This is a genomic window from Micromonospora sp. NPDC049523, assembly GCF_040676775.1.
Taxonomy (GTDB): domain Bacteria; phylum Actinomycetota; class Actinomycetes; order Mycobacteriales; family Micromonosporaceae; genus Micromonospora_G.
Window position 1 is genome coordinate 31,728 of the sequence record NZ_JBFAPP010000036.1, and the last position, 17,801, is coordinate 49,528.

15 protein-coding genes and 1 CRISPR repeat array are annotated in these 17,801 nt (G+C 71.7%); of the genes, 11 read left to right on the forward strand and 4 right to left on the reverse strand.

The window, feature by feature from the left end:
• Nucleotides 1–556: 556 nt before the first annotated feature.
• A CRISPR array of direct repeats spans nucleotides 557–682; the repeat unit is 19 nt; unit sequence CCGGCCTGGGCCCGGTCCG.
• A gap of 724 nt (nucleotides 683–1,406) precedes the next feature.
• The 5 genes from AB0J90_RS33650 to AB0J90_RS33670 all read left to right on the forward strand — a co-directional run bounded on the left by AB0J90_RS33650 (nucleotide 1,407) and on the right by AB0J90_RS33670 (nucleotide 6,819).
• Nucleotides 1,407–2,462 (forward strand): hypothetical protein, encoded by a 1,056-nt coding sequence (locus tag AB0J90_RS33650; RefSeq protein ID WP_363603007.1) that lies wholly within the window; start codon nucleotides 1,407–1,409, stop codon nucleotides 2,460–2,462.
• 74 nt (nucleotides 2,463–2,536) lie between these two features.
• Nucleotides 2,537–3,493: an alpha/beta hydrolase gene (locus AB0J90_RS33655; RefSeq protein ID WP_363603009.1), complete on the forward strand. Its 957-nt coding sequence runs from the start codon at nucleotides 2,537–2,539 to the stop codon at nucleotides 3,491–3,493.
• Between the two features lie 145 nt (nucleotides 3,494–3,638).
• Nucleotides 3,639–4,439 (forward strand): DUF3152 domain-containing protein, encoded by an 801-nt coding sequence (locus AB0J90_RS33660; protein WP_363603011.1) that lies wholly within the window; start codon nucleotides 3,639–3,641, stop codon nucleotides 4,437–4,439.
• Between the two features lie 126 nt (nucleotides 4,440–4,565).
• Nucleotides 4,566–5,786, forward strand: coding sequence for an adenylyltransferase/sulfurtransferase MoeZ (moeZ, locus tag AB0J90_RS33665; protein WP_363603013.1), 1,221 nt, complete (start codon nucleotides 4,566–4,568; stop codon nucleotides 5,784–5,786).
• 220 nt (nucleotides 5,787–6,006) lie between these two features.
• Entirely contained in the window at nucleotides 6,007–6,819 is an 813-nt protein-coding gene (locus AB0J90_RS33670; RefSeq protein WP_363603037.1) for a prenyltransferase/squalene oxidase repeat-containing protein, read from the forward strand.
• Nucleotides 6,820–6,842: 23 nt separating this feature from the next.
• Here AB0J90_RS33670 and AB0J90_RS33675 read toward each other — a convergent pair whose 3' ends face one another.
• Both AB0J90_RS33675 and proB read right to left on the reverse strand, forming a co-directional pair.
• Nucleotides 6,843–8,087, reverse strand: a complete 1,245-nt coding sequence (locus AB0J90_RS33675) for a glutamate-5-semialdehyde dehydrogenase (protein ID WP_363603015.1) — start codon at nucleotides 8,085–8,087, stop codon at nucleotides 6,843–6,845.
• A 17-nt stretch (nucleotides 8,088–8,104) separates the two neighbouring features.
• Nucleotides 8,105–9,214 carry a glutamate 5-kinase gene (proB, locus tag AB0J90_RS33680; RefSeq protein ID WP_363603017.1) on the reverse strand — a complete coding sequence of 370 codons (1,110 nt, stop codon included), beginning with the start codon at nucleotides 9,212–9,214 and terminating at the stop codon, nucleotides 8,105–8,107.
• A 61-nt stretch (nucleotides 9,215–9,275) separates the two neighbouring features.
• On the opposite strand from proB, the gene AB0J90_RS33685 reads away from it, so the two are divergent.
• The 6 genes from AB0J90_RS33685 (at nucleotide 9,276) to AB0J90_RS33710 (ending at nucleotide 15,235) form a co-directional block, all read left to right on the forward strand.
• Complete coding sequence (locus tag AB0J90_RS33685) at nucleotides 9,276–9,584, forward strand: MGMT family protein (RefSeq protein ID WP_363603019.1); 309 nt, start codon at nucleotides 9,276–9,278, stop codon at nucleotides 9,582–9,584.
• Between the two features lie 116 nt (nucleotides 9,585–9,700).
• On the forward strand, nucleotides 9,701–11,098 hold the full coding sequence (locus AB0J90_RS33690) for an MFS transporter (RefSeq protein WP_363603021.1): 1,398 nt from the start codon (nucleotides 9,701–9,703) through the stop codon (nucleotides 11,096–11,098).
• Nucleotides 11,099–11,124: 26 nt separating this feature from the next.
• A complete protein-coding gene (locus AB0J90_RS33695) occupies nucleotides 11,125–12,606 on the forward strand; it encodes an aminotransferase class V-fold PLP-dependent enzyme (RefSeq protein ID WP_363603023.1) in 1,482 nt (493 codons plus the stop codon).
• A 147-nt stretch (nucleotides 12,607–12,753) separates the two neighbouring features.
• The gene (locus tag AB0J90_RS33700) at nucleotides 12,754–13,590 is read left to right on the forward strand and encodes an undecaprenyl-diphosphate phosphatase (RefSeq protein ID WP_363603025.1); all 837 of its coding nucleotides are present in this window, start codon (nucleotides 12,754–12,756) and stop codon (nucleotides 13,588–13,590) included.
• A 181-nt stretch (nucleotides 13,591–13,771) separates the two neighbouring features.
• Nucleotides 13,772–14,524: a lytic polysaccharide monooxygenase gene (locus AB0J90_RS33705; RefSeq protein WP_363603027.1), complete on the forward strand. Its 753-nt coding sequence runs from the start codon at nucleotides 13,772–13,774 to the stop codon at nucleotides 14,522–14,524.
• Between the two features lie 93 nt (nucleotides 14,525–14,617).
• Nucleotides 14,618–15,235 carry a DUF305 domain-containing protein gene (locus tag AB0J90_RS33710; protein WP_363603029.1) on the forward strand — a complete coding sequence of 206 codons (618 nt, stop codon included), beginning with the start codon at nucleotides 14,618–14,620 and terminating at the stop codon, nucleotides 15,233–15,235.
• Between the two features lie 96 nt (nucleotides 15,236–15,331).
• Here the strand turns inward: AB0J90_RS33710 and AB0J90_RS33715 are convergent, their stop codons facing one another.
• On the reverse strand, nucleotides 15,332–16,252 hold the full coding sequence (locus AB0J90_RS33715) for a hypothetical protein (RefSeq protein ID WP_363603031.1): 921 nt from the start codon (nucleotides 16,250–16,252) through the stop codon (nucleotides 15,332–15,334).
• Nucleotides 16,253–16,491: 239 nt separating this feature from the next.
• Complete coding sequence (locus AB0J90_RS33720) at nucleotides 16,492–17,724, reverse strand: hypothetical protein (protein ID WP_363603033.1); 1,233 nt, start codon at nucleotides 17,722–17,724, stop codon at nucleotides 16,492–16,494.
• Nucleotides 17,725–17,801: the final 77 nt, after the last annotated feature.

A 17,801-nucleotide genomic window follows, 5' to 3' on the forward strand; every position in this document is an offset into this window, starting at 1 on the left:
ACCGACCCCTGGGGCCCGTCGGGGAACGCCCCGGCGCGGTCACGGACCGGGTGCCGGTCGGCCAGGACCGTCCCGGCGGCGCGACCGAGCGGAGCTCCGCGACGCAGGGGAACGCCGAGTCGCCGGACGCCGAGTCGGCCCGACACGCGTACGGCGAATCCGTACCGACCTCGGCCCCGCCGGCCGGTCAGCCGGCCCAACCCGGCGGCACACCGCCCGGATTCGAACCCGCCCCGGTCTTCCGCGCGGTACCGAACTACGACCTGACCCCGCCGAAGCGCCTGGAGTCGGTACCCGTCGCGGCGAATCCGGCCGCGCGGGCAGCCGACCGCCCGGCCGAGCGGGAGCAGCCGGCACCGCACCGGGACGCGCCGGAAGCCCGTGAGCGGGCGGTCGCACCGGAGCAGGAGCCGGAGCAGGAGCGTGCCGCGGCAACCCGGCCCGCCTGGGCCCGGTCCGGTGGCGGTGCCGAAGCCGGTTGGGTGCGCTCCGCCGTCGAGGACGAGACACCCGGACCCGAGCGCAACCGCGCCGCTGCCGCGCCGGAAGGCGACGGCCGTCCGGCCTGGGCCCGGTCCGACGGTGGACCGGAAGCCGGCGAACCGGCCCGTCCGGCCTGGGCCCGGTCCGGTGCCGGCTCACCGGCCGCCGATTCCGACCGCCCGGCCTGGGCCCGGTCCGGCAGCGGCCTGCAGGCCGCCGCCGCGTCCTGGGCGCGCAACGAGGCCGAGGCCGAAGCGACAGCCGGTGCCTCCGGCCCCGGCTGGTCCCGGTCGGAGTCCGCTCAGTCCGGTGGGGACGGCGGCAGCGAGTGGCCGCGTTCCGCGCCCGAACCCCAGCAGCCGGCCGAGCAGTCCCGGCCGGGTTGGGCGTCCGGTTGGGCGCCGCCGTGGGCGAAGGACACCCAGGAGCCCGAAGCGCGACGCGCTCGTCACGACGAGGGGCCCGGATGGCCCGATTCGAACCCGGTGCCGGCCCCCGGCCAGCTACCGGGACCGGAGCCGACGCAGGGCTACCCACCGGCCGTCGGACCGGGGAGATACCCCGCCGGGGGCGAGTCGTCGGCTTACCCGGGACCTGGTGACCCTGCGGGTTACCCGGCACCCGGTGACCCGGCGGGTTACCCGACACCCGCCGAGCCTGCGGGTTATCCGGGGCCGGGTGAGCCTGCGGGCTACCCCGCGCCCGGCGAGCCTGCGGGGCGGGGTGGTGGCTACCCGAACGGGCCGGAACGCCCGTGGGGGGCGCCGTACCCCGGTTATCCGGCCGGACCGGAACCGGCGGGTCCGGTCGATCCGGGACGGTCGATCCGGGCGGCGGAACCGGCGCCGGAGGCGCTGCCGCAACGGGTGCCGGCCGAGCCGGACGTACCCACCATGGCCGAACCTGTCCCGCCGGAGCCTTCGGTGGCGGAGACCCCCGAACTCGCCCGGATCGCCACCCACCTGCGGCGCGAGGACGCGCCCAGCCAACTCCGCGACCGGCCCGAGGGCTTCGACGTCAAGGCGATCCTGGCGGCCGTACGGGGCGTGCCCGGGGTACGCGACGCGTCCCTGCGTACGACCCCGGCCGGTGCGCACAGCCTGCGACTGGACCTCGCAGACGGGGCGGATCCGGCCGAGGTGAGCCGCCAGGTGGCCCGGTTGCTCCAGGACCGGATGGGCCTCGCGGCGGCGCCGAAGCTGCCCGGCACCCCGGTGCCCGGCGCGATGCTGCCCGGTACGCCGATGCAGGGCGGCATGCTGCCCGCCGCTCCGGTGTCCGGGGCTCCGACGTCCGCCCCACCCGCCGCCAACCAGCCCGACCCGCGTCCGGCGGTTGCCGAGGACCGGCCGACCGAGGCGCCACCCGAGCCGCCCCGCCGACGCCGGACGGCTGCCGCACACCAGGGCCGTGCGGTCGTGGAGGACCGCCCAGTGGGCCCGTACGGCGGTGGGACCGGCGTGTCCGGGATGGCCACCGGCAGCCCGGTGACCGCGGGTGCCTCGTACTCCGGCGGTCAGCCCACCACCACCGAGACGGCGCCGTCGAGGCCGCTCAATCCCGGCGGCGTTCCCGGCCCCCGGGTGATCCTGGACCACGTCCAGGTGAGCACCTTCGGCCTGGAGGCGACCGTCGAGGTACGGCTCGCCGCCGGTGAGCAACTGGCGACCGGACTGGCGTCCGGGCCGGCGGTCGACGGTTACGTGCTCCGGCTCTGCGCCGTCTCGGCCGCGGTCGCGATCGACGAACTGCTCAGCACCTCGGCCCGGGTGACCGAGATGGGGCGGTGTTTCGTCGAGCACGCGGCGGTGGTGCCGTTCGGGAGCTGCGAGGTGGCGACCGTGGTGGTGCTGCTGGTCTGCGACGGGTGGGTGGAGCAGCTCGCCGGTTCCGCCCTGGTCGCGGGTGACCCTCGGCAGGCGGTGGTCCGGGCCACCCTGGCCGCGGTCAACCGGCGGTTGGAGGCACTGCTCGTCTGAGGTGACGCGGAGACGGCATCAGTGGATAAGAGGCGTACGGGCGGATCGGGCCTGCTTCGCGGCACAATAGATAGATGAAGCGTGCGGCCCTCGGGGCGGACGAACTCTTCCGCCGGGACGGATGTCCACCACCCTGGCCCGGCCGACCGGTGCTGCTCGACGGTCGGGTGACCTACGTACGGGACACCCCCGCCACGTCCCCGGACGCCGAGCCGGCGCTGTACGTGCACGGGCTGGGTGGCTCGGGGCAGAACTGGACCGACCTGGCCGGCCTGCTCGCCGACCGGCTCGACGGCCAGGCGATCGACCTGCCCGGCTTCGGCTTCAGCGAACCGGGGCGCAGTTACACCGTGCCCGCTTTCGCCGACCGGGTGGTCCGCTACCTCGAGTACGCCGACCGGGGCCCGGTGCACCTGTTCGGCAACTCCCTCGGCGGAGCGGTCGCGGTACGCGTCGCCGGACTCCGTCCCGACCTGGTACGCACCCTCACCCTGATCTCCCCGGCGATGCCCTTCCTCGACCCTCGGCGCTCACTACAGGGCCGGATGGTGCCGCTGCTGGCGGTGCCGATGGCGGAGCGGCTCGCGTACCGGCGGATGACCCAGATGGCGCCCGAGGAGATGGCCCGGCAGGTGCTCTCCGCGTGCGTCGCGGACATCACCCGGATCAACGACCAGCGGCGGCGGGAGGCGGTCGAGGAGATCCGGATCCGGTACACCGCCGAGCACTACGCCGCCGCCTACCTGCGTACGCTGCGCGGCCTGGTGAGCAGCTTCGTACGGGCGTACCTGCCGGGCGCCGGTTCACTGTGGCGGATCGCCCGGCTGGTGAAGGCGCCGACGCTGGTGATCGGCGGGCGGCAGGACCGGCTGGTGGACGTCCGGGTGGCGCCCCAGACGGCTCGGGTCATCTCGGACAGCCGGCTGCTCATGCTGGACGGGGTGGGGCACGTGGCGCAGCTGGAGGTACCCCGTACGGTCGCCCGTGCGGTGGTTGCTCTGTTGGATGAGACGGCGATGCTGCGCTACTGACTGTGACGTGGCACGCTGGGCAACGATGTCCTCTTCCAGTTCCCGTTCCCGGTCCCGAGCCCGTTCGACCAGGGCGAACGACTCGGATCGGTACCGTGGGGTCCGGCGGCGCGAAGCTCCGCGCGGACGACGGTTTGCTGTCGTGGTGGCGGTTCTCGTGGCGGTCGCGGGTGTGCTGGTCGGGCTGGTCGGTCCGCCGCTGGTCGATCGCTTGACCGCGACCGAGCGCCCGTTGTCGGTGGCCGGGCCACCGGCGGGTGTCAACGCCGCACAGGCGGCCGTGACGCCCCCGGCGAAGCCCGGCGCGTCGGCGTCCGCGTCACCGAAGCCGCCGCCGTTGCTGCGGATGCCAGGCCCGGTGCCGCAGTCCGGGGAGAACACGTTCCGGTACGCGACCGGTGTGGGCAAGGTGGCCGGGCAGGCGGGGGTGCTGCGGCGTTACCGGGTCGCCACCGAGAACGGCTCCGGTGAGGACGTGAAGGAGTTCTCGGCGGCGGTCGACGAGACCCTGAGCGACCCGCGAAGCTGGACCGGCAGCGGGCAGCTTCGGTTGCAGCGGGTGCCGGACGGCTCGAACTACGACTTCACCGTCTACCTCGCCACGGCCAACACCGCGGCCCGGATGTGCGCCGCCGGTGGGACCGACATCCGGATCGACGGTGAGCCGTACACGTCGTGCCGGACGACGGGCAAGGTGATCATCAACCTGAACCGGTGGATGCTCTCGGTCGACTACCTGGTGGCGGCGAAGCTGCCGCTGGCCACGTACCGGCTGTATGTGATCAACCACGAGACCGGCCACCAGTTGGGTCACGGGCACGAGCAGTGTCCCGGCAAGGGCAGGCCGGCACCGGTGATGCAGCAGCAGACGCTGTTCCTCAACGGCTGTACGGTCAACTCGTGGCCGTACCTGGAGGGACGCCGGTACGAGGGACCGCCGGTCTGACCTGCGGTCCTGCGGCCCAGCGGCGACTTCGGCCGGGCCGTGGCGGCCCTACCGCTGGGTATTCCCGCCCCGGTTTACGGGACAGGTGTTCCACCTCATGGTCAATGCCCGCTTTCCCGAGCGACAATGGCGCGGCACACCACTATCGATTCCGGGGAGTTCACCGTGTCGTTGCCCCCGCTCGTCGAGCCCGCCGCCGAGCTGACCGTTGACGAGATCCGCCGCTATTCCCGCCACCTGATCATTCCCGACGTCGGGGTCGAGGGGCAGAAGCGGCTCAAGAACGCCCGGGTGCTCTGTGTGGGCGCCGGTGGCCTGGGCTCTCCGGCGCTGATGTACCTGGCCGCGGCCGGTGTCGGCACGCTGGGCATCGTCGACTTCGACACCGTCGACGAGTCGAACCTCCAGCGCCAGATCATCCACGGCCAGTCGGACATCGGCCGCCCTAAGGCGGAGTCCGCCGCGGCCACCGTGCGGGAGATCAACCCGCTGGTCAACGTCGTGATCCACAACACCGCACTGGACCGGGACAACGTACGCGAGCTGTTCAGCCAGTACGACCTGATCGTCGACGGCACCGACAACTTCGCCACCCGGTACATGGTCAACGACGCGGCGGTGCTGCTCGGCAAGCCGTACGTCTGGGGTTCGATCTACCGGTTCGACGGCCAGGCGTCGGTCTTCTGGGCCGAGCACGGCCCGTGCTACCGCTGCCTCTACCCGGAGCCGCCGCCGCCCGGCATGGTGCCGTCGTGCGCCGAGGGTGGCGTGCTCGGTGTGCTCTGCGCGTCGATCGGCTCGATCCAGGTGACCGAGGCGATCAAGCTGCTCACCGGCATCGGGGAGCCGCTGGTCGGCCGGCTGACCGTGTACGACGCCCTGGAGATGGAATATCGCAAGATCAAGGTCCGCAAGGACCCGGGCTGCGTGCTCTGCGGCGAGAACCCGACGGTGACCGACCTGCTGGAGGACTACGAGGACTTCTGCGGCGCGGTCTCCACCGAGGCGCAGGACGCGGTGGTCGGCTCGATCATCACCGCCTCGGAGCTCAAGGAGTGGCAGGACAGCGGCAAGGACCACTTCCTGATCGACGTCCGGGAGCCGGCCGAGTACGAGATCGTCCGCATCCCCGGCTCGACCCTGATCCCCAAGGGCGACATCCTCTCCGGCGAGGCGCTGGCGAAGCTGCCGCAGGACCGGCAGATCGTGCTGCACTGCAAGTCGGGGGTCCGTTCGGCGGAGGCCCTGGCGGCACTGAAGGCGGCCGGATTCCGTGACGCGGTGCACGTACAGGGCGGGGTGCTCGCCTGGATCAAGCAGGTCGACCCGGCGCTGCCGGCGTACTGAGCATCACACCACGTACCGTCACCCATCGGGTGCGTAGTGTTCGGGAAGGGCTCCTTCCGTGCCGAAGTTTCGGTATGGAAGGAGCCCTTTTGGTCAGCGGTGGCCGGGTTTCGGATTGACCGAGGCCTATGACCGGAGCTGCCGAGTGGCTGGTTGACCTCGGCTGACTTACCGAGGCAAAGAAAGTTCCCCGCCGGTAGCCTTCTCTCCCGTGGTGGACATGGACGGTGCGATCGGCTTTGTCGTGGCGCACGGCGACGCGGTGGACCGGGCTCGGCTCTCCTGGTTGCGTACCGGTGCGCCGCCGCTGCCGGAGGTGCTCGCCGACGTCGAGATGGGCTCGGCCCCGGACGGTGGCTGGCCCGCGGTCTGGGGCGGCGAGATCGCCTCGGTCGACGCGACCTGCTTCCGGCTGGCCGAACTCGACGACCTCGGCGCGCTCGACCGGCCCGCGGCCCGCAAGGCGCTCGACTGGCTCGCCGCCCGGCAGGGGCCGGACGGCACCTGGGAGGAGCACGAGTCACTGGCCCGCGAGGCGCCGGACTGGGCGAAGCCCGGCGACGCCGAGGCCGAACTCTTCCTCACCGCCAACGCCGCCTTCTGGCTCACCGTCGCCGGGCTCGACGCCCGCGCCGCCGGGCCGCTGGACCACCGGGTCGGCGGCGTGTACGCCGGGTCGGTGCACGCCGCGGCGAAGGCGATCGCCGACCGGTTGCACCCCGACGGCACCTGGCCGTCGTTCCTCGCCGCCGGTTGGCTGTCGGCCGCCGTGCTGTACCGGCAGGAACTGTTCTACGAGTCGGCGCGGATCCAGGGTGTGCTGGGTGACCGGCTGCCGCAGATGTCCCCGGCCGACGTGGCCTGGATGGCGTCGGCGCTGGTCCGGGTCGGGGTCAGCCCGGACGACTGGCTGCTGGTCGCCGCCCGCCGCCGGCTGGCCGAGACCCAGCGCAGCGACGGCGGCTGGCCGAGCGAGGACGGCGACACCTTCGACGTGCACACCACGCTGCTGGTCATCCGCGCCGCCCGCTGAACCGGCCGGCGGGGCGGTGCCGGTCAGCCGCGCAGGTGGCCGTCGCCGGTGACGACGTACTTGGTGGAGGTCAGCTCGGGCAGCCCCATCGGGCCACGGGCGTGCAGCTTCTGGGTGGAGATGCCGATCTCCGCGCCGAAGCCGAACTCGCCGCCGTCGGTGAACCGGGTCGAGGCGTTCACCATCACCGCGGCCGAGTCGACCCGGGCCACGAACTCCCGGGCCGCGCCGACCGAGTCGGTGACGATCGCCTCGGTGTGCTGGGTGCCGTACCGCCGGATGTGCTCGACCGCGACGTCGAGCGAGTCGACCACGGCCGCCGAGATCTCCGCGGCCAGGTATTCCGTGCCGTAGTCCTCCTCGGTGGCCGGCACCACCTCGGCCGAGTAGGCCCGGACCCGGTCGTCGCCGTGCACGGTCACCCCGGCGGTGGCGAACGCGGCCAGCATGGCCGGCAGGAACGCGTCCGCGACGTCGGCGTGCACCAGCAGCGACTCGGCGGTGTTGCAGGTCGACAGGCGCTGGGTCTTGGAGTTGAGCACGATGTCGACGGCCTTCGCCACGTCGGCGGCGGCGTCCACGTAGACGTGGCAGTTGCCCACCCCGGTCTCGATCACCGGCACCGTCGACTCTTCGACCACGGTCCGGATCAGCGACGCGCCACCGCGCGGGATCAGCACGTCGACCAGGCCGCGGGCGCGCATCAGCTCCTTGACCGAGTCGCGGGACGAGGCGTCGAGCAACTGGATCGCGTCGGCCGGCAGCCCGGCACCGGTGACCGCGTCCCGCAACACCTCGACCAGGGCGGCGTTGGAGTGTGCCGCCGACGAGGAACCCCGCAGCAGGGCCGCGTTGCCGGACTTGAGACAGATGCCGGCGGCGTCGACGGTCACGTTCGGCCGGGCCTCGTAGATGATGCCGACCACCCCGAACGGCACCCGGATCTGACGCAGTTCCAGGCCGTTGGGCAGGGTCGAACCGCGTACCACCTCACCGACCGGGTCGGCGAGCCCGGCCATCTCCCGCAACGCGGCGGCGATGGCGGCCACCCGGTCCGCGGTGAGCGCCAACCGGTCCAGGATCGCCGCGGACAGCCCGGCCTCGCGTCCCGCCGCCAGGTCCGCCTCGTTCGCGGTCAGGATCTCCGGCGTACGGGAGACCAGCGCGTCGGCCATCGCGTGCAGGCCGGCGTCCTTGGCGGTACGGGTCGCGGTGGCGAGCGTGTTCGCCGCCGTACGGGCCCGACGCGCCTGCTCGGTGACGCTCATCTCGAACTCCTCGTTCTTCACAGCAGGACCAGGTCGTCGCGGTGGACGACCTCACGCTCGTACGCCGGGCCGAGGGCGGCGGCAAGTTCGCCGGTGGAGCGCCCCAGCAGTCCGGGCAGTTCCACCGCGTCGTAGTTGACCAGTCCACGGGCGACCGGGGTGCCGAGGATGTCTACCAGGTCGACGGGGTCACCGGCGGTGAAGGTGCCGTCGACGGCGGTGATGCCGGCCGGCAGCAGCGACTTGCGGCGGGTCACCACGGCCTGCACCGCGCCCGGGTCGAGGTGCAGTCGGCCCCGGGGCGAGGTGGCGTGGGCCAACCAGAACAGCCGGGCACCGGGCCGGTGTACGGCCGGGTGGAACAGGGTGCCGACCGACGCGCCGGCCAGCGCCTCGGCGGCGAGCGGGGCGGCGGTGAGCACGACCGGGATGCCGAAGCCGGTGGCGATCCTGGCCGCCTCGACCTTGGTGACCATGCCGCCGGTGCCGACACCGGCCCGCCCGGCCCGCCCGATGGTGACCGTGGCCAGGTCGTCGGTGCTGTGCACCTGTTCGATCCTGGTGGTGCCGGGCTTGGCGGGGTCCCCGGTGTAGAGGGCGTCGACGTCGGAGAGGAGCACCAGCAGGTCGGCCTGGACCAGGGCGGCGACCAGGGCGGCGAGCCGGTCGTTGTCGCCGAACCGGATCTCCTCGGTGGCCACCGTGTCGTTCTCGTTGACGATCGGTACGGCCCGCAGGTCGAGCAGCTTGCGCAGGGTCCGGTACGCGTTGCGGTAGTGCACCCGTCGGGTGACGTCGTCGACGGTGAGCAGGACCTGCCCGACGGTGCGTCCGTGCCGGGCGAAGCTGGCCGCGTACCGGCCGATCAGCAGGCCCTGCCCGACGCTCGCGGCGGCCTGCTGGGTGGCCAGGTCACGTGGTCGGCGAGGCAGCCCCAGCGGGGCCAGACCGGCGGCGATCGCACCGGAGGAGACCAGCACGATCTCCCGCCCGTCCGCCGCCAGCGCGGCGAGTACGTCGGTGAGGGCGTCGACCCGATCGGTGTCGAGGCCGCCGCTGGCGGTGGTCAGCGAGGACGAACCGACCTTGACCACGATCCGCCGCGCTGCCGTGACTGCTTCACGCACCCGCCCATTCTGCGCGGTTATCGCCGGTGGGCGGCGGTCGGCTCCCATATGCTGGCGATCCGTGACGACGGAAGAGTACGTCGAGGCCGTACTGGCCCTGGTCGAGCGGATCCCGCCGGGACGGGTGATGTCGTACGGGGCGATAGCGGACGCGCTGGCCGACCGCTCCGGTCGCAACTCCGCCCGCCAGGTCGGCTCGATCATGAAGCGGCACGGTGGCGGTGTGCCCTGGTACCGGGTGGTGAACTCGGCCGGCCGGCTGCCGCCGGGACACGAGTCGCGGGCCCGGGCGCGGCTGGTCGCCGAGGGCACCCCGATGCGCGGCGACAAGGTCGACCTGCGCAACGCCGCCTGGTTCCCCCACCACTGAGCCGGCGGCGTTTTCGCAGGACTGGGCAAGCGGCGCGCCCGGACACCTTCCGGGCGGTCGGAATCGGATCTTCGGAGGGTGGGGCGGACCGCGTACCGCCGTTAGCATTCGGCCCCATGACTGCCTCGCCGGCCGGGACCGGCCTGCCCCGCCGGGTGCGCGCCGGCTATGCGCTCGGATCGCTGGCCACCGGGGCGTTCGGCACCGTACCGGGGTTGGTGCTGCTGCCGTACCTGACGGACACGTTGGGCATCGCGGCCGGCATCGCCGCACTGCTGGTGCTGCTGCCGAAGGCCTGGGACGTGCTGGTGAACCCGGTGGTCGGGCGGATCTCCGACCGGACCCGCTCGCCCTGGGGGCCGCGCCGACCGTTCCTGCTGCTGGGCGGGGTGGCGCTGGCGCTGCTGTTCGCGGCGATGTTCGCCGGACCGGTCGGCACCGGCACCGACGCCGGCTGGTACGTCGCGTTCGCCTTCCTGGCCACCGCTACCGCGTTCGCCTTCTTCCAGGTGCCGTACGTGGCGATGCCGGCCGAGTTGACCGCCGACTACGAGGAACGTACCCGCCTGATGACCTGGCGGATCGCGGTGCTGGCGGTGGCCATCCTGGTCTCCGGTGCGGTCGCGCCGATAGTGGTCGACGCCGGTGGCTCGGGCATCCCCGGACACCGGTGGATGGGGCTGTTCGTGGCGGTGCTGATCGTCGTCGGTGCGCTGGGTGCCTTCTTCGGCACCCGGGGCACCTCCGCCGGTACGGTCGGCGAGAGCGAGCCGAGCCTGCGGGCCCAGCTTCGGGTCGTCTCGGGCAACCGGCCCTTCCGGTTGCTGCTGGCCTGTTTTGTCATCCAGTCGGCCGGGATCGCGACCGTGCTCGCCGGGGTCAACTACTTCGTCGAGCAGGTGCTCGACGCGGGCGAGAGCGGCACCACCATCGCGTTCGTGTCGTTTGTCGGACCCGCTCTGCTGGTGATGCCGCTCTGGTCCCGGATCGGGGCCCGGATCGGCAAGCTGCGAGCCTTCGTACGGGCTTCGCTGATCTTCGCGGCGGGGGCGTTGGCGCTGGTCGCCGCGCCGCTGCTGCCCGCCGTGCTGCCGTACCTGGTGATCGTGGTGATCGGCTGCGGCTACGCCGGGCTTCAGGTGTTCGCGCTGGCCATGCTGCCGGACTGCATCGCGTACGACACCGCGCGGACCGGCCGTCGCCAGGCGGGGGTGTTCACCGGAGTCTGGACGGCGGGGGAGACGCTCGGGCTGGCCTTCGGGCCGGGCATCTACGGGCTGGTGTTGCAGGTGTTCGGTTACGTCTCCTCGGACACCGGCCTGGCGGCGGCGCAGTCGGACACCGCCCGGCTCGGCGTGCTGCTCGGTTTCACCGTGCTACCGGCGTTGCTGGTCGGGCTGCCGGTGCTGCTGCTGCGGGGCTACGACCTGACCTCGGCCCGGCTCGCGCAGGTGCAACCGGGACCGGTGGCCGATCCATCGGTGACGGTCAGCGAGAGCGGGACGGGTCGGTGATCGAGTCGGCTGTTACGGTGTCCGCCATGCTCGACGCGCTGCCCCCGCACGGCGTACCCGCTGCCCAGGTGTTGGACGAGATTCGTGGCCTGCGGGCCGCCGACCGGCCGACCCACGGCGGGCGGTTGTTCGCGTACGTCTACGACCCTGCGGTGCCCGGTCTGGACGAGTTGGCGCACTCGGCGTACGCGCTGTCGGCGCACGTGAACGGGCTCGACCCGACCGCCTTCCCGTCCCTGCTGGCGATGGAGAACGCGCTGGTCGGCGCGGCCGCACGGGTGCTCGGCGGCGGTCCGGGCAGCAGTGCGCCGGAGGTGGTCGGCAGTGTCACCAGCGGCGGCACCGAGTCGCTGATCCTGGCGGTGAAGACCGCGCGGGACGCGCATCCGGAGATCGAGGCGCCGCGCCTGGTGGTGCCGGTGACCGCGCATGCGGCGTTCGCGAAGGCGGCGCACTACCTCGGTGTGGCGCTCGATCTGGTGCCGGTGTCGCCGAAGACGCTGCGTCCGGATCCGGCCGACATGGCCGCCGCGATCGGGCCGCAGACGGTGCTGGTGGCGTGTTCGGCGCCGTCGTACGCACACGGGGTGGTCGATCCGGTGGCGGCGATCGCGGAGATCGCGGCGGCGGCCGGGGTGCGCTGCCACGTGGACGCCTGCTTCGGCGGCTGGACGTTGCCGTACCTGCGGCGGCTCGGGGTGAGCGTGCCGGCGTTCGACTTCGCCGTACCCGGGGTCACCTCGATCTCGGTCGACCTGCACAAGTACGCCTACGTACCGAAGGGTGTCTCGGTGCTGCTGCACCGCGACGCCGGGCTGCGGCGGCCGCAGTACTTCGCCTTCGCCGACTGGCCCGGCTACACGATGCTCAACCCGGTCATCTCGTCCACCCGCTCGGGCGGGCCGATCGCGGCCGCGTTCGCCACCCTGCGGCACGTCGGCGACGCGGGTTACCTGGCGCTGGCTCGGACCACTGTGGACGCGGTGCGCGAGCTGGCCGCCGAGGTCGCCGCCGTGGACGGCTTGCGGCTGCTGGCGGAGCCGGAGGCGACCGTGGTCTGTTTCGGCACCGAGGATCCCGGTCTCGACCTGTTCGTCCTCGCGGACGAACTCACCGTCCGCGGTTGGCACACCCAACCCCAGATGGCGTACAGCGACCTACCGGCCAGCATCCACCTGACGGTGACCGCGTCGGTGGCGCCGAGGGTGGCCGATTTCGGGGTGGACCTGCGCGCCGCCGCGGCTGCCGCCCGGGCGGCGGGTCCGGTCGAGCTGCCGGCGGAGTTGCTGGCGCTGGCCGGTGCACTGACCCCGGAGCAGCTCACCCCGGAACTGGTCGCCGGCCTCGCTGCCGGGCTGGGGCTGGGCGGCGGCGCCGACGACGCGTCCGGTGGGCCGCTGCCGGAACGGGTGGCCGTGGTCAACACCCTGCTCAACGTCGCACCGGTACGGCTGCGTGAGCGACTGCTGGTGGAGTTCCTCAGCCTGCTGCAACGTCCCACCTACTGACCGTCGTACGTTCGCTGGTCTTCGCCGACGCCCTCCCCTCGCAGATTTCCACGGTCGGGACTGCGTTAGCGTCAACGCCCGTCGAAGGATGATCCATCGGACCGTACGGTCGTCCTCCGGCCTCCATCCCGGCTCCGAGAGGCGCATGTGAACATCCTGGAAGCGGTGCTGCTGGGCGCGGTGGAGGGGCTCACCGAGTTCCTGCCGGTATCCAGCACCGGTCACCTCACCATCTTGGAAAAGCTGCTCGGCTACTCCATCGACGACCCCGACATCACCGCGTTCACCGCGATCATCCAGGTCGGCGCGGTGTTCGCGACCCTGCTCTATCTCCGTAAGGACCTGATCCGGATTTTCACCGCCTGGGTGCGCGGGGTGTTCAGCCCGGCGGGTCGGGAGAGTCCGGACTACCGGTTCGGCTGGGCGGTCATCCTCGGCTCGATCCCGATCGGCGTGATCGGGCTGCTGTTCAAGGACCAGATCGAGACCACGCTGCGCAGTCTCTGGTTCGTCGGTTTCGCGTTGATCCTGTGGTCCGGGGTGATGTGGTTCGCCGACCGGGCGGCCACCCAGGTCCGCCACGAGTCGGACGTGACCTGGAAGGACACGCTGATCATCGGTACGGTGCAGTCGCTGGCGCTGATTCCGGGCATCTCCCGGTCGGGCGCGACGATGTCCGCCGGGCTGCTGCGCGACCTGGACCGCGTCACGGTGACCCGGCTGTCGTTCTTCCTCTCCATCCCGGCGCTGATGGCCGCGGGCGCGCTTCAGGTCGTGGACGAGTACGAGAACATCAGCACCGGGGTCGGCTGGCCGGCGACCATCACCGCCACCCTGGTCAGCGGGATCGTGGGTTATCTCGCGGTGGCGTGGCTGCTGAAGTTCATCGCCCGGCACACGTACACGATGTTCATCGTCTATCGGGTGATCCTCGGCACGGTGGTCCTGGTCCTGGTCGGTACGGGCACCATCTCGGCCACCTGAGTCGATCGGCTGGGCCATCGCGGCGGCCCGGTGTCCGCCCCTCGTCGGGGCGGGTGCCGGGCCGCCGCGCTGCGTGGCGGTACGAACACATCGACAAACTTATTTCCAGGTCTTTACTGTAAATAGTGTTTACTATAAATTGTTAAGGGCGCCCTGCCGAGTACGAGTAAGGAGCCCTTCGATGCGAAGATCTGCCGCACTGTCGCTGCTGACGGTCGCAGCCCTCATCACCTCCACCCTGGTCGTCGCCGCGCCCGCGCAGGCGCACGGCTACATCTCGTCACCACCCAGCCGGCAGGCCAACTGCGCGCAGGGTCGGGTCGCCAACTGTGGACAGATCCAGTGGGAACCGCAGAGCGTCGAGGGGCCGAAGGGGCTGCGCAACTGCCACGCCAACATCGCGCACTTCTCCGTACTCAGTGACGAGAGCCGCAACTGGCCGGCGACCTCGGTCGGCACCTCGCTCACCTTCAACTGGGTGCTCACCGCCCGGCACTCCACCAGCACCTGGGAGTACTACATCGGCAACCAGCGGGTGGCGCTGTTCAACGACAACGGGCGCCAGCCCGGTGCCACCGTCTCGCACCAGGTGAACCTCAGCGGTTTCTCCGGCCGGCAGAAGCTGCTCGCCATCTGGAACATCGCCGACACCGCGAACGCGTTCTACTCCTGCGTCGACCTGCAGATCGGTGGCGGAGGCGGCAACCCGACGACCCCGCCGCCGAACCCCACCCCGACGCCGACCCGTACGGCGACTCCGCCGCCGAACCCGACGACCCCGCCGCCGGCCGGTGGCACCTGGGCCTCGGGCACCGCGTACCAGGTCGGCGCCACGGTCACCTACGGCGGCGCCAGCTACCGCTGCCGTCAGGCACACACGGCCATCCCCGGTTGGGAGCCGCCGAACGTACCGGCGCTCTGGCAGCGGCTCTGACGCTCGCCTGCACCGGCGGGCCCGTACCGGTTTCCGGTACGGGCCCGCGCACGTCACATCCCTGTCCGTTGCCCGAGCCGAAAGAGGCGGGACATGGCCCGTTACCGTCGTACGCTGCTCGCCCCGGTCGTGCTGTTACTGCTCGCCGGCTGTGGCGGCGCGAGCACCGGCCCCGACGGCTCACCCGCCGGTCCCACTCCCGCGCCGCCGCAACCGGTGGTGTCCGCCACGGCGACCGTCCCACCGGGATCGTTCAATCCGGCCGACGTGATGTTCCTGCAGATGATGGTGACCCACCACGGTCAGGGCCTGGAACTGGTCCGGCTGGCCGAGAGCCGGGCCCAGCGCGCCGAGGTACGCACCCTCGCCGCGGCCGTCGACGTCACCCAGGCCGAGGAGCAGGAGACGATGCGCGGCTGGCTGCGCGACTGGGGGCGGCCGACCGAGGCGGACCCGGCCGACCACGCCCACGCCGACCACGGCGGGCTGCCGGCCACCGGACCGGAACAGATCGCCGCGCTGGGCCGGATGAGCGGGCCCGAGTTCGAGACGGCGTTCCTCAACCTGTTCATCGCGCACCAGCACAACGCGGTCGAGATGGCCCGCAACGAGGCGAAGTTCGGGCAGGACCCGGCGGCCAAGGAACTGGCCGGCCGGATCGACCAGTCCCGTACTGCCCAGATCAACCAGATGCTGACGATGCTCGGCTGACACCGCTGGTCCGACCACTGTGGAGCGCGGGGCACCGGAAGCGGCGGTGCCCGACCGGAAGATCCCGGCCGGGCACCGCCGCTGTGACACACGGGCTCAGGCGGCTGCGACGGCGGTGACGGTGAAGGTCGCCGCGTTGTCGGCCGGGTTCGAGTCCGGGGTCTCGGTGTTGCCGTACGGCAGGTGCAGTTGGGCGGTCGCGTCGCCGAGCGGCCCGGCCACGATGTCGGCCTCGGCGGTCAGCGGGATGTCGAACGTCCGTACCTCACCGGGCATGAACTCGCCGCCCGGCACCACACAGCGCGCGAACGGGCAGAAGACGCCGGCACCGGTCCGGACACCCTCCGGCAGGACTAGCTGCACCTGGGGCTCGTCGTGCGGCGCGTCGCTGCGGTAGCCGACCGTGACCGACACCTGACCGGCATAGCTGCCGTCGGCCTGCTGGTTCAGCACCGCCGGACCGACCCGCAGCGAGCCGTCGGCCACCGTGTCCTGCACGTACGGCCGTGGGTGGCGCACCGAACCGGTGGTGGAGCGGAACAGTGCGGAGAGGGCCTCACCGCCGCGTACCGGCACAGAGTCCACCGAGACGTCCACCCGACCACCGGTGGCGACCATCGGGTAGGGGCGGGTATCGGTGAGCACCTCGAACTCGGCGTACACGGTCCGCCGCTCGCCGGGCTCGAACCTGTCGATCGTGCAGTCGACCGTGCGCCGGGGGCCGTCGTTGCGCGGGAAGCAGGGGCCCTCGGGCAGCAGGCTGGTGAAGGAGCCGGCGACCGGCTCGGTGACGGTGACGACGGGCAGGACGTTCGCGGTGCCGCGGAGGGTGATCGTGATCGGCAGCGTGCCACGGTAACCACGCTCGGTCGGCTGGAGGACCAGGTTGCCGACGGAGACGGACGAGCCGTGGTTCTTGTTTCCGGCCGAGGCGGCGCCGGCCGGGGCCAGGGCCACCAACAACGCGGCGGCGCCGAGCGCACCGACGAGCAGACGACGACGCATTGAGACGGACATCGTTCCTCCAGATTGTTCCCCGTGTGCCGTGGCGCTTTCTGTCCCGGCATCGAACAAGACACGTCCCATTGCCTATTCGGGTTGCGGTGCTTTCCTGTCCGCGAAGCGACAACCTTACCTGCAACCAATACCACCCTCTACACGTCAAGGGCCCGCCGACCAATCGCCGCCCGAACAAGAAAGTGGCCCGTACCCGCTTTTCCGGGTACGGGCCGATGCCGGTGTACGGCGTCAGGTGTTCAGAACTGGAACTCGGTGCTGTTGTTGTTGCCGTTCTCGTCCGGGACGGTGAACTCGTCGCCGTCGATCCGGTCGATGTTGCTCACGCGCACGGTGGCGGTGCCGCTGTCCGGCTGCGGCACGCTGTTCGTCAGGCCGAGTACGAGGGTCCGCTCCTCACCCGCCTTGAGCGGCTTGAGCTCGCAGAACAGGTTCGAGTCGAACAACGAGGAGGTGTTGCTCGTCTTCGTGCAGGCAGACCAGCCGGTGCCCTCGTGTCGCATCGTGCCCGCGCCGAACAGTAGATCCAGCCGTACGGTCTTCGAGGTGGTCGGGCCGTCGTTGCGGATCTTGACGGTGACCGAGCCGTACCGCAGTCCCCAGACCGGGTCCTCGGGACGTTCGACGAACACCACGTTGGTGGCGCTGACCGCACGCAGATCGGTGAAGACCGGATTCGGTCCGAATGCCTCCGGTCCGGCCGTCTGTTCGAACTCCTTGCCATTCCAGCCGTAATTGCGCCACTGCTTCTGCGACCATGCGTTCGGGATCTGGCAACACGTCGGAATATCGCCCACCTGGACCCGTACCGTTCCGGTGGAGTCGTACTTGACGTCGGCCAGCCATTCTATTCCGGCGCCCACCCGGACAACCTGGCCGAGGGTGACCACCTTTCCGGTGGCGTCCCGGTCGAAGACCACCACCTGCTGTGTCGTCCCGCCCTCGGTGAGCGGGCAGGTCAGCAGGGCGATCGACTCGGCGGCACCGTCGTCGTCCACGTCGCCGTGGACCAGCGTGGCCAGCGCCGGGTGCTTCAGCTTCGAGTCGTCCTCCAACCGGACGTTCTTGGTGACGCACCACTCGGGGGCGATCGACTGCCAGGCCGGCAGGGTCACCCGAGCCTTGAGCAGGTCCGCCCTGCTGATCTCACCGTCCGGTGGCGTCGGGGTGCCGGTTGCCGACGGGGCGGCCGACGGCGTCGGCGTGGCCGACGGGGTGGGACTGGGCGTCGGTTCGCCAGTGGTGGCGGGTCCGGGCGGCGGTGCGGAGTTCCGGTTCAGCGTCGCGTACCCGGCGACCGGGCCGATGACGAGGACCAGGGCCAGGGCCAGGCCGGTGGTGGTCGCGACCCGTCGGCGGTGCCGGACGGTACTGCGTACCGCGTCCGGGCCGGGTGGGGTGATCTGGTCGAGCAGTCCGGTACGGAAGGCGGCGAACTCGGCGTCCAGCGCGAAGTCGTCGGTCTCAGCCATTGTTCTGCTCCTTGCGGTCGGTCAGCTCGGCGGCGAGCGCGGCGCGGGCACGGTGCAGCCAGGACTTCACGGTGCCT

What these genes read in the sequence shown, in the direction of transcription:
- AB0J90_RS33655 (WP_363603009.1), top strand. Translation starts at nt 2,537, where the DNA reads ATGAAGCGTGCGGCCCTCGGGGCGGACGAACTCTTCCGCCGGGACGGA.
- moeZ (WP_363603013.1), top strand. Translation starts at nt 4,566, where the DNA reads ATGGCGCGGCACACCACTATCGATTCCGGGGAGTTCACCGTGTCGTTG.
- AB0J90_RS33670 (WP_363603037.1), top strand. Translation starts at nt 6,007, where the DNA reads ATGGACGGTGCGATCGGCTTTGTCGTGGCGCACGGCGACGCGGTGGAC.
- AB0J90_RS33675 (WP_363603015.1), bottom strand. Translation starts at nt 8,087, where the DNA reads ATGAGCGTCACCGAGCAGGCGCGTCGGGCCCGTACGGCGGCGAACACG.
- AB0J90_RS33690 (WP_363603021.1), top strand. Translation starts at nt 9,701, where the DNA reads ATGACTGCCTCGCCGGCCGGGACCGGCCTGCCCCGCCGGGTGCGCGCC.
- AB0J90_RS33695 (WP_363603023.1), top strand. Translation starts at nt 11,125, where the DNA reads ATGCTCGACGCGCTGCCCCCGCACGGCGTACCCGCTGCCCAGGTGTTG.
- AB0J90_RS33705 (WP_363603027.1), top strand. Translation starts at nt 13,772, where the DNA reads ATGCGAAGATCTGCCGCACTGTCGCTGCTGACGGTCGCAGCCCTCATC.
- AB0J90_RS33710 (WP_363603029.1), top strand. Translation starts at nt 14,618, where the DNA reads ATGGCCCGTTACCGTCGTACGCTGCTCGCCCCGGTCGTGCTGTTACTG.
- AB0J90_RS33715 (WP_363603031.1), bottom strand. Translation starts at nt 16,252, where the DNA reads ATGTCCGTCTCAATGCGTCGTCGTCTGCTCGTCGGTGCGCTCGGCGCC.
- AB0J90_RS33720 (WP_363603033.1), bottom strand. Translation starts at nt 17,724, where the DNA reads ATGGCTGAGACCGACGACTTCGCGCTGGACGCCGAGTTCGCCGCCTTC.